General features: G+C 42.6%; 12 protein-coding genes and 1 CRISPR repeat array. Of the genes, 3 read left to right on the plus strand and 9 right to left on the minus strand.

Annotated features, from left to right (window positions below; translation table 11 throughout):
• Window positions 1-16: 16 nt before the first annotated feature.
• The 9 genes from NJ959_RS14915 to NJ959_RS14955 all read right to left on the minus strand — a co-directional run bounded on the left by NJ959_RS14915 (window position 17) and on the right by NJ959_RS14955 (window position 10,078).
• Entirely contained in the window at window positions 17-190 is a 174-nt protein-coding gene (locus NJ959_RS14915) for a hypothetical protein (protein ID WP_254012546.1), read from the minus strand.
• 301 nt (window positions 191-491) lie between these two features.
• On the minus strand, window positions 492-2,060 hold the full coding sequence (locus NJ959_RS14920) for a hypothetical protein (protein WP_254012547.1): 1,569 nt from the start codon (window positions 2,058-2,060) through the stop codon (window positions 492-494).
• A 2-nt stretch (window positions 2,061-2,062) separates the two neighbouring features.
• The gene (locus NJ959_RS14925; protein ID WP_373693662.1) at window positions 2,063-3,790 is read right to left on the minus strand and encodes a hypothetical protein; all 1,728 of its coding nucleotides are present in this window, start codon (window positions 3,788-3,790) and stop codon (window positions 2,063-2,065) included.
• Window positions 3,783-4,211 (minus strand): hypothetical protein, encoded by a 429-nt coding sequence (locus NJ959_RS14930; protein ID WP_254012549.1) that lies wholly within the window; start codon window positions 4,209-4,211, stop codon window positions 3,783-3,785. Before NJ959_RS14930 ends, NJ959_RS14925 begins: the two co-directional genes overlap by 8 nt.
• 3 nt (window positions 4,212-4,214) lie before the next feature.
• The gene (cmr4, locus tag NJ959_RS14935; RefSeq protein WP_254012550.1) at window positions 4,215-5,060 is read right to left on the minus strand and encodes a type III-B CRISPR module RAMP protein Cmr4; all 846 of its coding nucleotides are present in this window, start codon (window positions 5,058-5,060) and stop codon (window positions 4,215-4,217) included.
• Complete coding sequence (locus tag NJ959_RS14940; RefSeq protein WP_254012551.1) at window positions 5,060-6,049, minus strand: CRISPR-associated protein; 990 nt, start codon at window positions 6,047-6,049, stop codon at window positions 5,060-5,062. Before NJ959_RS14940 ends, cmr4 begins: the two co-directional genes overlap by 1 nt.
• The gene (locus tag NJ959_RS14945) at window positions 6,025-7,683 is read right to left on the minus strand and encodes a Cas10/Cmr2 second palm domain-containing protein (protein ID WP_254012552.1); all 1,659 of its coding nucleotides are present in this window, start codon (window positions 7,681-7,683) and stop codon (window positions 6,025-6,027) included. Before NJ959_RS14945 ends, NJ959_RS14940 begins: the two co-directional genes overlap by 25 nt.
• A gap of 499 nt (window positions 7,684-8,182) precedes the next feature.
• On the minus strand, window positions 8,183-8,701 hold the full coding sequence (locus tag NJ959_RS14950) for an AAA family ATPase (protein ID WP_254012553.1): 519 nt from the start codon (window positions 8,699-8,701) through the stop codon (window positions 8,183-8,185).
• Window positions 8,702-8,731: 30 nt separating this feature from the next.
• Entirely contained in the window at window positions 8,732-10,078 is a 1,347-nt protein-coding gene (locus tag NJ959_RS14955; protein ID WP_254012554.1) for a helix-turn-helix transcriptional regulator, read from the minus strand.
• A 961-nt stretch (window positions 10,079-11,039) separates the two neighbouring features.
• Between NJ959_RS14955 and NJ959_RS14960 the strand changes: the two genes are divergently transcribed.
• The 3 genes from NJ959_RS14960 to NJ959_RS14970 all read left to right on the plus strand — a co-directional run bounded on the left by NJ959_RS14960 (window position 11,040) and on the right by NJ959_RS14970 (window position 14,603).
• A complete protein-coding gene (locus NJ959_RS14960; protein WP_254011811.1) occupies window positions 11,040-11,432 on the plus strand; it encodes a hypothetical protein in 393 nt (130 codons plus the stop codon).
• Between the two features lie 187 nt (window positions 11,433-11,619).
• Window positions 11,620-12,999: a CRISPR direct-repeat array (repeat unit 36 nt; unit sequence GTCCCCACTCGCTGGGGAAACTAATTGAATGGAAAC).
• A gap of 154 nt (window positions 13,000-13,153) precedes the next feature.
• Window positions 13,154-13,720 carry a photosystem I assembly protein Ycf4 gene (locus NJ959_RS14965; RefSeq protein WP_254012555.1) on the plus strand — a complete coding sequence of 189 codons (567 nt, stop codon included), beginning with the start codon at window positions 13,154-13,156 and terminating at the stop codon, window positions 13,718-13,720.
• A 139-nt stretch (window positions 13,721-13,859) separates the two neighbouring features.
• On the plus strand, window positions 13,860-14,603 hold the full coding sequence (locus NJ959_RS14970; RefSeq protein ID WP_254012556.1) for a peptidylprolyl isomerase: 744 nt from the start codon (window positions 13,860-13,862) through the stop codon (window positions 14,601-14,603).
• Window positions 14,604-14,631: the final 28 nt, after the last annotated feature.

The raw sequence follows: 14,631 nt of genomic DNA on the forward strand, positions 1-14,631 counted from the left end.
GGGCTGGGGAGAGGTTTTAATCAAATTTAATTGCTTTTTCTAATTCTTGGTGTACTTGGGACATGAGGCTGGCAGATTTTAACGAAACAAATTTTTGTCCTGAAATAAAATTTAAACACCCTAAAACTCGTGCTTCCCATTTCTCTCTGCTGTCTGTCTTCCAAGCCTCAAATACTTCTTTTTCCTCCAACCCACACAAGCTATGAAAAATGGAATTTCTCTCGTCTATTGTATCGGCAGCAACTAATTTTATGTCTAAGTTTTGATTAAATTGTTGTGGATTGTGGATCCGCGGGATGTGATGTACATAGTTGTGTTATTTTGGGTTGAATATGGATGGTCAAGTTTGGTTGTAAATGGTGGTTGAAGGTGAAAATTTTTAGTTAAGGTTGTTGGTTCGCCGGGGGTTGAGAACCCCCTGGCGTATCGATAGGTGGGCGATTTTAGGTTTGGAGGTTGTTAGGGGCGATCGCCTGCACAACATTGAATCTTTAATTTAATCGCAAAGAAGCTGCTAGAGATTGCAGTTTTTGGTCAATCTTTTCTCTATCAAACTTCAAACCCAAACGTTTTAACTCCCACATCAGCGGATCTTTGACCAATGAGTCGTAAGTTTTCACCACATCACTAGAAGAGCTAGGTTTCACATTTTCTGACAAATATTCACACACCTCAGCCGCTTCCATACCCCGCAAATTGTGCATAAGTTGATTGCGGAGGTCGTCATCACTATTTCTATACCCACAAGACCATTTCAACAAAGGCCAAGGTTTAAAATTAGGCTCCAAATTTTGCAACCAAGCCAGCAATCCATAATTGCGGTTGGTAACTTGAAAATCTTTATCATTCACAATTTTATCAAGAAGTTCTGTAGGAAACTTTAGTTTTCTTAAAATCTCTTTCTTGACAGGAATGCTTTGATCATTCACCGCATTACTTAAGAATAATCCGCTAGAATACCAAACCACACAATTCTTCACTTCTTGAGGAGAACCATTGACGGTAGAAGTAGCATTAATCTTTGCTATCTTTGACAATACAGCCACCTTCAGAAAAGTTTCTTGAGCAGCAGCAAGCAAAGCAATTCCTAGTAGATAATTGCTTTGCTTGAAAAAGATTCTAATTAATTCAATTGCATCCACAATTCTCTGGGTAGCCGCTTCAATACTAAACTCGTCTCCTCCAGATTCAAGAGAACGATTGAGATTAAAAAAATCAACAACTTGGCTGATGTTGTCAATAACTTGAGTATCGATTCTACCTTCAACTTGCTCTGATTCTAGCAGCTTTAAAGCAGCACCAGGAGAACCAGACTCAATTAATCCCTTTGCCTGCTGCACTTGAATTCCCTTGAGATATTGAGAGCCGTCAATCACTTTAGTCAAGCTGGGATTGTACTCATTACTAACGAGAAATTCAACCTGCTTACCGAATCTGGCTAAACTCACAAATTGAACAGCCGAAGAAATAGCCGGAGTTCCCGCCTGATGGCTGACATATACAGTGGCATTTTTGTCAAAATCTAAAGTCGAAAAAGCTTTCTGAACTAGCACCAGTGCTTGATCCCAATTATCTAATCCTTCGATTTGAGATTGGGGCTTTAATTCTAAGTAATCAATTTTTTCATTTTTGACTTTGGGAAACTTGAGCTTAAAATATTGCTCAAATATCGGTTTGAGCGTACAAGTATCCTGCCAATAAGGACTTTTGTCTAATTTTCTTTCATCTTCGTTATCAAAAACTACTTCTTGATTAGTCAAAATCACGATTATTCTGTCAGGATGTGTTTTACCTTTCTCTAGCAGCTTTGCCGAAAAAGCATCAAGCAGCGGAAAGTGCAAATCCTCATAATATTCATCTGTTAACTGACTTCCATAAACCATCCCCATCGCTCTAGCTGGTACGATAAAAGGTTCGTCAGTATCAGTATTAGGCGGTTGTGTAGGTGCAAAACGGCGATCGTATAATTGACTCCTCACCTTTCTAAACAAATTAGCCCAGTTTTCATCAGTTTTGAGCTTGACATCGCTGCTGCCAGTTGTCACAATCCAGATATTCATAATTATTCCTCAGTTGGCCAAAGTTTGATAAAGTCGCTCTGATTCTGTAAAAACTCCAGAAAATCCTGAGTTGTGCCTGAGTCATCAGGAAAAATGGTCAAAAGTTCTACATACTCTTGCCTTTTTTGTTTCAATTCTCCGGTTTTAGTTGTGAGATAGCGGGGATACATCCGATGCCAAATGCGACCAATATTATTGAGTTTCCCTGTCAAATCGCTTTGCTTAATAGACTGATTTCTTGAGTAGGGGCCGTGGAACCAGTGAATTGATTCGCTTCTATTCTTGTCCTCAGCAATTCTTCCCCAAACTTCCACTTTTTCGGGATGCCAGACTTCGCGCCAATCATTAGCGTGACGGCTTGGTTCTAAATTATTTACTTTCAACCATTCTATTGCTCTCTGCTGACCCTCTGCCAGAAATTTAGCAATATTTTTGAGGTCATCACTAGCGGCTGTGACGTACAAATTTTTTGAAGATTCATTAAACTTCCAGTGACAGCCGATCGCAGGTTTATCATTTCTGTTAAAATAGTCTGGGAAAAACAGACTGTGATCGACTCGCCGCCACGATTTGCCAAAACCGCCTAGCAACAGAGAAAATTTAATTAAGTAAGTGACAAACTTTTTTAACTCCTTCTGCGGATAGGTATTATTTAGATTGAGAATGTCCAGCCTTCCTACCTGTAAATCGTAAGTTGGCATGACTACAACTTTGTTGCCGTTAGGCTTATATCTGTGTTCGCCAAAATCTAGTTCCTCTGCGGTAAAATTAATCCCCAACTGCCCGATAATTGCCCCTATATCATCACGTTTTTCAGCAATTCCTCCCCAAAGTTTCTTCGTTAACAGTTGGGCTGTATTGGCATCCGTGACCCCTGCCAACAACCGCAAAGTATGACCCCGCAGGGCAGCTTTAAACATATTCGGTCGAAATTCAGGGGTTCTATTCAGCAGTTGTGATGTTAATCCGCAGCCACTCAAATTGACAGAAAGCAAAACTCGATCGGCGCTTTTTACCTCTGCCATTCTGCCGTAACCTGCACTTACCCTAGAACCGATTCCGTGTCCTAAAGCTTTGTCCCAAATTTGCCAAATTTCATCCCATTCTTGTTTTCCAAGCTGCTTGTTGCTGGAAATGCCAAATTTTAATTGACACTGATAAAGCGAGATTTGCACGTTAGCGCTGGTGATGGCATTTTCCATCACTTGGCGCTTTTGTTGAGAGTGAACGACATCGACTAAACGCTCTTTTTTTCCCCAAGACATATCAGTGGGGAAGCCACCGTGAAAGCGCAAAATTCCGGGTTTTGTAGTTTTCTGTCCGTCTTGTTTAACTTCTCCCCCGCAGTATTCTTCTAGCTTTTCAGGAGGACACGATCGCCAGAAAGCGCCTTTCATGCTAGAACCGGGATAAAATGGCAAACCTTTCGCGCCAATTATGGGTCGAATTACGTCTTCATCTTGTCCGCTGTTTGTCACCAAACGCCAGCTAATTGTATATTGTTTTGTTTCCACTCCTTTCCCGAATTCAGGCATTTTTACGGGTGATTTAGTTCGACCTCGTTTGTAGAGGGGAACGCTTTCATCGGCGCTTTCAGGGACAGGAGGACAGCATTCTAACCACTGTTTCACCCACTCAGAAGCGGGGCCAGCATCGCCTGCGTACTGAATTTTCCCCCTTCCTTCCAATTGAGATCGAAACATCAAAGGAACGCGATCGCTATCACTCATCTTCTTCACCTCCATTATTGCCATTACTCTTAGTAGGTTTATACCGCTGAGTCCACCAAACCATACTGTCGCAAAGTTGAGTCAGCACAGCTATAGCTACTTTGCGCTGTTCTACGGGAAAATCCCACAATTTATTTGCCATGATTTTAATGGCTGCTGTATCGTCAGAACTGACATTATCGTTGGGAATTTTAACGTCAGCATTTGCCATAATTTTGACTAGCGCCTTCCAGGTATCCCGCCAATAATCAGCCTTATCTTTGTCCTTGACTAACCGAAACTGTTCTCCCCAAAATCGCTCTAAACCGTAAGCAACTGCAACGCGCATTTTGTATGCTTGATTAAGAGCCTCTTTTTTGTCGCGGTATTTAACAACTAAATCGTGAGCTTCTTGGTCTAATTTGTAAGATTCCCAAGCCATGAGTTATACCTCCTTTAAAGTTAGATAGCAGTGACCGAAACCAATTGATTCTAAACCGCCTAGATAAATATCTGCACCAGTAGACGCGCCAAAAGGTTGCCATGTCTCTTGGTTGTCTTTGATGGCGACTGGAAATACTAAAATTGTGCCTTCTGGCAAAGCTTCAGTATTAAAAAAAGCTCCTTTTTTAGCCTTTTTTTCCTCTTTGTCTAAGGCAACTCGACTCTGACGATACAGTGCCATATCGTGAATCATGGCAATTTCATCGTCAGCAACAACAACGGCTGGCAATTCCTCTCCTAAAGGAAACCAAGCAGACAAATCCTGAGTTTTGTCAACTGTCAAAAAGCCAAAGTTAAAAAATAGCTTTGGTTTGCCATTTATGTCGAGAGCTTTTAAGGTTTGAGAACCTTTGTATTTAAGATTATCGATAAAAGATGGCTTGATGTCTTTAAGCTTTGTCTTATCCTTAAGTGTCACGAATTCTCCAGCAATTCGCTGATAGCGTTTCAGCAAACGAGGACAAGTTACCCAGACAATTGGTTGACCGGGACAAAATACTGGCAACCACAGCAGCGAAGCATATTCAAACTTAACTACAGACTCCGTGGTACTGTCTGGCTTCCCTAATTCTGCTTCTTGACCGTACCATTTATTCGCTTCAGTTTCTCCCAGAGTGCGGCGGATTTCCGATCGCAATCTGCCCCGAATCGAACTACCGGGAATAATGCCAGTTTGGGTAAACTGGTCGCGGAAAATCAAGTTTAAGTTGCCGCTTTCTTCACCAGCCGTTGCTCCCACATGAACAGGAGCAAGGGTTTCAATAATACCGTAAGCTGTTTTGTACATTATTCAACTCCTTGAATTTCAATTGGCAAACACAAACCGCATCCAACTTGTTTCAGGCTAAAACCTTCTTTGGGAAACCAATTTTCAGGAAAATCCCACCAAGTTTTATCTAAAGGTTCTCTGAGAAGATAGACAGTTCCAGGCGGAACTGCATAGCGTCCCCGTCCCATTTGTCCTTTCGCGCGGTAGCGATAGGAAATGGGTTTATCTGTGAGCATCTCCGGTCGTTTTTTGGAGAAATCTTCATTTTTTGGATACCGGAATGAAAATTTGTTAGAACCCCAAATCCCCGGCGCTATCAAAGCAAATGAACGCTGAATTGGTTGGCGTAGAAGTTCTAATATTGGGCTGTCATCATCCAGCTTCATACTTTTGATTTCCACCAAATGATTTTCTCCACCAAAGCGATACCAACCATCTTCCCCTAAAGGATGAGTTGAGAGATAAACTAGACAATTTTCATCATCCATCTGCACGGCATTTTCTAGAAACAAACCATCTTCCGCTAAAGTGCAGCGTTCGTCATCTTTTGTTTTGGGATGCAAGATAGGGACGTATTTCCAAGGAATATCAGCAATATCACCATTTTTCTTGATGACAGCAGGTTTATTATCCCAAGAATTAACAGTTTGCCAGGAATAATCTGGATCTAAATCTTCAAACTCGCGATGCCATTTTCCTGTTTGTATTTTCCATTCATCCACACCTTTCTTAGCAATAATTTTGTGCCAGGGAATGGGTAAGTAAAAGTATTCAGGATTATCAGATTTTGCCCAGAATGGGCCAGCGACAAACAAGTTATCACTAAGTTCTTTTGGACAAATATAGGACTTAACTTTGTTAGCGCTGAAAAATAGACCGGAGAGAGTAGCGGCTTCTGGAGGGAATTTTGCCCCAGAACGTCCGACCAAGTTTTCGGGCGATAAAAATCCGCCAGAACTACCGTACATAAATCCTAAAGGACTTACAGTGATGAGATATTTGAACATAGCTGCCATCCCACATTTATTAGGTCACTAATCCAGTAAATAATTTGCTTAGATTGTTCTGGATTTGGGTAATCGCCGACGATGTGCTTCCAGTCTTTTTCTAAGTTCTCCCGGTCTTCAAAGTAAAGTTGAAATAGAGTTAAAGCTAATTCATCATCTGGGTATTCTTCTTTGGGGTTAAAGCTGATGGCATGACGATTTTTTAGATGAGCTAAATCCTTGTAAACATGAGTCCAATTCGGGGAAAGTTTTGGATCTTTCCCTTCTGATTCCCATTTACTATAGGTTTTACCATCGCGATCGCGATAATCTTTCAATACATGAAGATAATCCCAAGGACAAGTCCACTGCACGTATTGGCCGCTGTTAAATACTACCCGAATAGTAACCCGATCGCGCCCCAAATTCTTCGCTCTTTTTTCCGCTTCTCGACAGTGTTGGAGAATATCTCGCTGTGGGATGCTATGTCCTGCCCACACAAAACCCACACTTAAATTAATATCCTGTCCGTGCTTTTTCCATTCTTCCGGCAATCCCATCAGCCATTCTAAAGCATCGATCGGTTCCGGAGGCTTTTCTGGTTCGCTGCTGTAAATTATTCCCAAAAAATCATCGCCACCAGCATACACAACTCGCCCTAGATTTTCGGGGAAATCTTGCATAAATTTATCCCCCCAATCCCGCATGGCTTCACTGAAGTTTTTTAGACCTGCATCTCCTTGTTCTTTAGCAATGTCCTGAAGTTTTTTGCCAACTTTGTCGCCATCTCCCATAAACCAACCAGTCCACTGGCCAACTCCTTCTTTCGGCATCCGAATCAAATCGCTAAATCCTTGTTCATCGCCTTTTTTGGGCAGAGTTTCCATGCCGAGACTTTTAGCAATATCTTCGCGAGTTACCAATCGCTTGACTAATTCGGGAATACTCAATCTTTCATTAGGATCGAGAAATTTTCCTTCGGGTTTGCCATCTGGGGGAAGATTCTCTAAAACACAGGAGAGACGCTGATAGAAATCCTTAAGTTCAGCTTTTTCTGGATCGGATAATTGCCGCCCTGGATGCTTAAGTTCATCTTTTTCTACATCAGATAGTTGTCGCCCTGGATTTGAAAGTTCTAAACCTAAACGCGGCCATGCAATCGCATCGGTGCCTGTTAGACTTGAACTGTCCCCCTTCCAGTTAATCGCCGTCCAATCGCGACGCAATTTGCGAGTCTCTAAATCCTTCATCGCAGATTCTATGGAATCTCCGTGTCCCCAAAATATTTCCCAAGTGTACAAACCCCATCGCATCCATTCTTGCTGCCAAAAGTATTTCTCTTTAGGAGGTACTTCTCGTTCTATCCAAACTCGACATTCATTTAATATTTCTTGCCATGATTTCCGAAGGGTATTCGTCACATCATTCCTGGAAAATTCCCTTTCCCCTTTCAGAAGTATCCGATTGGGCATTCCTTTCTGGAGGTTCGGGCAACCGGGAGAAATGACTTCTAAATTAGAAGTGCTGGCTGTTTCAACTAGCCTGTAACTCAAATAAGAAAGAATCAAAGAAGCCCCAAATAAATCTCGGAGTTTGCGGGATTTCTCGATAAATCCTTGAACAGGCGCAAAGCTGATAGCTGTATATTCGGACATTAATTCAACCAAATTGGGTGATTTGGGTTTTAAATTCTTTTTCGGTCTATTTACACTACACTCTAACAAGTGCTATTTCGGGACGCTATACTTAAGGATCTATTCATTTATTTGTGGATTATAGTCTGAAAGCTTTTGATACCAGTAGTTATAAGCTTACAAAAATTCTCCGGTTGATATCGGCTTTTGACTTGATGACAGGTGGATAGAGATGTTATCTGACGGTTAAAACTGAGATCTTGCACCAATGTCAACAAAGCATTTCATCTAGGGTGGGCACTCCCCTGGAGAACTTGAAAAGCTGATTATTACGTTAGTGGGGAGTGCCCACCCTACGGTTATTGCTCCGAATTAGCGGTGGGTATTTTACTTTACGCGCAAACGTCGCCGCCCGAAGAGTCATCGTCCCCTAACAGGAGAGGGGTGTAAGATTTCCGGCTCCCCCTTCCCTTGCAGGGAAGGGGGCTGGGGGGTTAGGTTTCCGAATTCGCCAACAGTCTCATTCATGCTGCAAAATTTCAATTAACTGACACAGCACATCCTCAAAATCAATCCCCGCCTCTGTTACCTTCACCGGATTAACACTGACAAACCCCTCTAATACCTGTGGTGGAAAATCTCGCAGATTATTGTAAAACTGTTCAATTACAACATTCGGTACTTGGCGCTGCCGTTTTTGGTTCCAAAATAAGCATAACTCTAAAGGTGTTTGCAAGTGCCATGCCAACCACTGTAAATTTTCACCATATACTCTATTTAGTATTGATTTTCGCCATTCAGGTTTAGCATTGGTAGCATCGTAAATAATTGATGTTCCAGTAATTAAAGCTTCTGCTATTTGCCTCAGTACTTCTTTTTCAATTAATAACCAATCACCTTGAATACTTTCATCCCCAAATAGTTGGGCACGGATGGCATCGGTGGAGATAATAATGCTGTTGGGATTTAGCTGATGAAGAAAGGCGGCTAAGGTGGTTTTTCCGGAACTAGGAGTACCGATTAAAAAGTGATTTAACAATTCAACAAAAGGGAATAAGAGTTAGGAACATTAGTGACTGTAACGCGCGGCTACAGATTCAGCCGCTTGGCGGTGCATTTCTACTAAATCCGGTGGGGATAGTACTTGGGCGTTTCCCATGTGGCGGTAAACCCAACGGCTAAATTCTGGGAAGGAACGGCGGGGCAGTTTGACTTTATAATCGATATACTGATAGTTACCGTTTTCGTCTTTTATTCCCTTAATTATTTGTTGAGATTTATGTCTAGATTCTCCTTCTAAGATGAATGTAGCTGAAGGAGGGAAAAATCGTACTTTTATCGATTCTAATGATAGCTGTTTGCACCGCTCTTGATATTGATGTTCTGGCGTACCTAGGTAAATGCCCCAGCCAGAATTAATTAGTTTTTGCGCTAACTTAAGACTCTCTAATTGGGTATTTTGTCCTCGTCCATTTGGCTCAATAATTTGACAATAGTCTTTGAGTCTGTCTACTCTTTCCACTTCTAAATGCTGGATTGCCTCGGATTCATATAAACCTAGGGTGCGAGATTCTTCATAAAGTAAATACCAACCAATGTCGTGGTAAAAGAGTTGCAGTGGGTAAACCCGCAGGTAACCCGTGCGCTGTCGGTAGGGTTCGCTTTGGCGATATAGTTCTACTAATTGCCCTGTTGCGATCGCATTTTCGACAATCTCAATACAATGAAATAGGGTGTGGCGGTTATTTCCCTTTGCCATCATTTCATCGGGATCAGTATAAATAATCGGGCGATTGAGGTAGGCGCGAATGGGGTAGAAAAAATCACCGTTGGTTTCTAAATCTAATCCTCGCAGCCGCTGTTTCAGAGTTTGGTAAATTTGACGAATCCGAGGATCTCCTTGATACAGGGCGTGATTTTGGAGGGCGTTGAATGCTACTTTTAAGTCTTCTCTACTCATGACACCTGTCCCTAGATAGTAGCCCCAACGGTACATTCTGCGATCCAGAATACCAAATTCACGCAAGGTTTCCAGATCTTTTCTGATAGTGGCAATGGCGGGATAGTTATCGGGAAATTGGATACCGATAGATTGGGCAAATTTTCGCATCGCTGCTTGTAGTGGGGCTAAGGCGTTGTGGTGTTTGTCAGTTTTTAATGAACCTTTTTTTGTGGGTATTTGGCTCGGTTTTAAATCGCTATTATATCGTTTAATATCTAACTTATATGATAGATTTTCATGACTATTATTTACTTTATTTATCCGGTCGCTTTGATTATTATTACTGCTCAAATCAGTCCAATTTTGTTCGGAGTTCCCGATACCGGGATAGTGGATAATTGTGGCAATTAGCAGAAGTATTCGTTCAAATGATAGTAGATCAGCGTAGGGGTGGAGTTGAGGCTTTTTTGCCATGTTTGTTGGTTGTTGGTTATTTGTTATTGGTTGTTGGTTATTGGTTATTGGTTGTTGGTTATTGGTTGTTGGTTATTTGTTGTTGGTTATTGGTTGTTGGTTTTGATTGATGAGTTTATTGGAGAAATTGTCTGGTGCGTTAGCTGGCGCGTAACGCACCCTACTGAGTAGACCTCTTAACCAAGTTATACGATTAGGCTCTTGAAAGCAATAGAAAAGAAACTATTTACCATTTTAGGGCGAACTGGATAAATCCTTTTCATTACTTAATCTTACATCCAGTTTGGCAAACGATCAATATTGTCTTTTGAGAGATTATTGCGGTGCTTTAAGGTATAAATCCGTAATATAGAGAACAAAATTTCATTCCATCAGGATAAAAAATCATGTATATTTCACCTCGTCACGCCCAGTTGCGTAACCTCATCGTCGCAACTTTTACGAGTACCATCACCTTAATTATTTTACTGATTGCTCAGATTTTGCACTAGTGGCAAAAACCGCCAGTGGCTATCAGCCACTGTCTAATAGCTAAAGTCCGTTAAAACGGACTAAAATCCGGATTAATAGTCGGTTTGAACCGACTTAAGCTATTAGACAGAGAATTTATTCTCTGTCTGGTTTTTGGGGTTATTGAACATGGTGCAAGATCTCAGTTAGAAGTCACCTCTAAATCTGGAATTTTGCGAAGTAAAAAACGGAATATTTCAATTGAGAGATTGCGTTAGTAATGGCTAAGTAGATGGTGCGTTAGCAAAGCTAACACACCCTACAAATAGAAACTTTGCTAATTACTAACCGATAACCCATCCGTTACATCCGTTACCACATCCGTTGCCAAATGCCCCATGACTACCCTATACGTCTCCCAACAAGGATGCTATGTCGCACTTAATGCGGAAACCCTCATCATCAAACAAGGCAAAACCATCTGTGCTGAAGTCCAACTACCACTATCCGTGTGGCTGCTGGTATTGTCTATCAAACACTCTCATTGGCTAGGAGTAATGCTACTACTCAAAAGGTCGATTACTCTATTGATTTTCGACGCGATTATGATGGTTTTTCTTATTGTGTAAGACTATCAGTTAATGAATGCGGCAATTGGCAATCTTTCACAGGTGTTTATCTGGCTCGTTGTACTTTTCCTAGTAATGGGCAAAACTTTGCTGCGACGAAGTTGCTGACTGGCAGTGTCTGTACTGCTAGAGTTTCCTGGACAGGTTCCGTTGAAGGAAGGCTTGGTGGCGTTTACCTTAAACCGAATCCTCTAAGTCGCTACTGTCGTGGAGTTTGGACGAAAACTCTGCTTTGGGTTTTGGACAATCGTGAGATAAACCGCTGTGAAGATTAACCGATGAAACTTACCGCGCCGAGAAATGGCTGAAACCTTTATTCTGACGTTGAGGCGGTCGGTTCCTTGTCCTGTATGGGTTTTAGCCATTTTTTCTCGGCTATTTGTCGAAAAGTTTTCCCCAAAATTGGTGGCGGTCGGAAAGTGCCTCTAGACGTTTTACGGGGTAAGGGTTTAAAATGGAGGGGTCCCCACTCGCTGGGGAAACTAATTGAATGGAAACGATCGCAAGAATATCCTTGTATATTACTATGTATTAGTCCCCACTCGCTGGGGAAACTAATTGAATGGAAACAATTCTTCACCTGGATACCGCCATTTCAGTGACAAGTCCCCACTCGCTGGGGAAACTAATTGAATGGAAACAACAATTGGATCAAGCTCTCGAGATTTTCGGAGTTGTCCCCACTCGCTGGGGAAACTAATTGAATGGAAACTTTCTTTAAAAACTCAACCATATATGATTGGTCAAAAACCATTTTCCGAAGTCCCCACTCGCTGGGGAAACTAATTGAATGGAAACGCTCGCAGCCTGCCATCCAGCCGAGCCGCAAAACGATCCCGAGTGTCCCCACTCGCTGGGGAAACTAATTGAATGGAAACAAGTCCCCTGCGTCGAGCAGGGCCAGCGCAGCCGCAGGTCCCCACTCGCTGGGGAAACTAATTGAATGGAAACTTGAGGACACGGGAATGGAGAGGCAGATAAGCTACCAAATACGCTTGTCCCCACTCGCTGGGGAAACTAATTGAATGGAAACGTAATTGTCCCAAGCCAGTCTTTCGGCTTCGCTTAAGCTGTCCCCACTCGCTGGGGAAACTAATTGAATGGAAACAGCGTATTGATCTTTTGGTCGAATACATCCTGGAGGGTCCCCACTCGCTGGGGAAACTAATTGAATGGAAACTTGAAGCTGAGATCCTTTCTCTTTCTCGTAGAGAGGTCCCCACTCGCTGGGGAAACTAATTGAATGGAAACCTGGTATTGTTAGGTAGATTCTGAAACAGAAAGTTGCTACTATTCTTGTCCCCACTCGCTGGGGAAACTAATTGAATGGAAACTCTCGTCACTCACGCGCTGAAGGTGCTACTTAGTTAAGTCCCCACTCGCTGGGGAAACTAATTGAATGGAAACTCTTTTTCCATGGTTCCAATTCCAATCTGTGAGTAGTCCCCACTCGCTGGGGAAACTAATTGAATGGAAACTTATACTGTCAGTGGCTCAACTGTTTTACTAACACTGTCCCCACTCGCTGGGGAAACTAATTGAATGGAAACTCATCAATGTACTTCTGTTCTATCATCTCGCTCTCTGTCCCCACTCGCTGGGGAAACTAATTGAATGGAAACATAGCACAAGCGTACTTTGCGTAATCTTTATCGGTAGCGTCCCCACTCGCTGGGGAAACTAATTGAATGGAAACTACAAAATTTTTATTAGCTGGAATAGTTACAATAGTGTCCCCACTCGCTGGGGAAACTAATTGAATGGAAACCCTACATTCCCTTGCCAGCCTGCGATCTTGATGGGAATGTCCCCACTCCCTGGGGAAACTAATTGAATGGCAACAGAATATCAACAGGATTAAGATTAATGTTAAAAAAAATGTCCCCAGCGAGTGGGGACATTAATTTAATAGAAACTTTTTCAGACTGAGAGTCCCCTGCTGTAGAAAATACAGCAGCGTACTACAATAGCTATCTAGACTGAACTGCGTATTGCCATGACAGCATCAACAACCCAAAAACAGAACCGCATCATTCGTAAATCCGTGTTAGGCTCTCGCCGATTCAGTAACTACTGGTGGGCGACAATAGTCTCTATCGGAGGTACAGGCTTTTTACTGGGAGGGCTTTCCAGCTACCTCGGTGTCAATCTTCTCCCTGTTGGAGATACTACAGACTTAGTGTTTTTCCCTCAAGGGATAGCCATGGGAGGTTACGGCGTTGCAGGTGTGCTGCTCGCTCTTTACTTGTGGCTGGTTATCCTTTGGGATGTGGGCGGCGGATACAATGAGTTCAACAAGGAGACGGGTACGGTGAAGATTTTTCGCTGGGGCTTTCCTGGTAAAAACCGTCAAATTGAGTTTACCTGCCCGATTGAGGAAGTTCAATCAATTCGAGTTGAAATCAAGGAAGGGCTTAATCCCCGCCGCGCTCTCTACCTGCGGGTGAATAATCGCCGGGAACTTCCTCTGACTCGTGTTGGACAACCTTTATCTTTGTCAGATTTGGAAAATCAGGGAGCTGAGTTGGCTCGTTTCTTGGAAGTACCTCTGGAAGGGTTGTAAGTCAAAATTCAAAAGTCACAAACTTACTGTGAAATGTTTATGGCTTTTGAAGATGTCTTCACCGAGGCAATCAACTGTATAACACAGATTCTTTTGTCAAAATTCGGTAGCTAAAGTTAGAAAAAGGTGGAGTTTTCAGATGCAGATTGCAATCCGTCGCTGGTTGTTATTATTTGTAACGATTGGGAGTCTAATTCTGGGGGCATGTAGTACGCCACCTGTGGCTTCCCTGAATGCGAGCGATCGCTCAACTGGCGCAACGACGACTCAAGCTAACAATCCTCAAGGTAGCAATTTACCCAAACTAGAAGGAAAAGCAACGGTGGTGCTAAAGGTGAAAGGTGCGCCCATCACAATTGAAGTCGATGGTACTAATGCGCCAATTACCGCTGGCAATTTTGTGGATTTAGTCCAGCGAGGTGTCTACAATGGCACGATGTTTCACCGAGTAGTGCGGCAACCACAGCCCTTTGTGGTGCAAGGGGGCGATCCTCAAGGGAAAGATCCGAAAGTTCCGGCAGATAGTCTGGGCACGGGTAGTTTTATCGATCCAGACACATCTCAGGTGCGTTATATTCCCTTGGAAATTAAGCCCAAGGATGGGGAGGAACCTCTCTACAGCGAAACTTTTGATAAAGCAGGGATATCAAAGCCTCCTGTATTAAAACATACTCGCGGTGCAGTAGCTATGGCTCGCTCATCTGCACCTGACTCGGCTTCGGCACAGTTTTATTTTGCTTTGGCAGACTTGTCGTTTTTGGATGGTAATTATGCTGTCTTTGGCTATGTCACCGAGGGTATGGATATTGTAGATAAGATCCAAATTCGCGATCGCATTGATTCAGCAGAGGTGATTCAGGGTGGTGAAAATTTGAAAAAATAGGGGAGTGGGGAGTGGGGAGTGGGGAGTA

This window comes from Limnofasciculus baicalensis BBK-W-15, from assembly GCF_024178385.1.
Classification (GTDB): Bacteria; Cyanobacteriota; Cyanobacteriia; order Cyanobacteriales; family Coleofasciculaceae; genus Limnofasciculus; species Limnofasciculus baicalensis.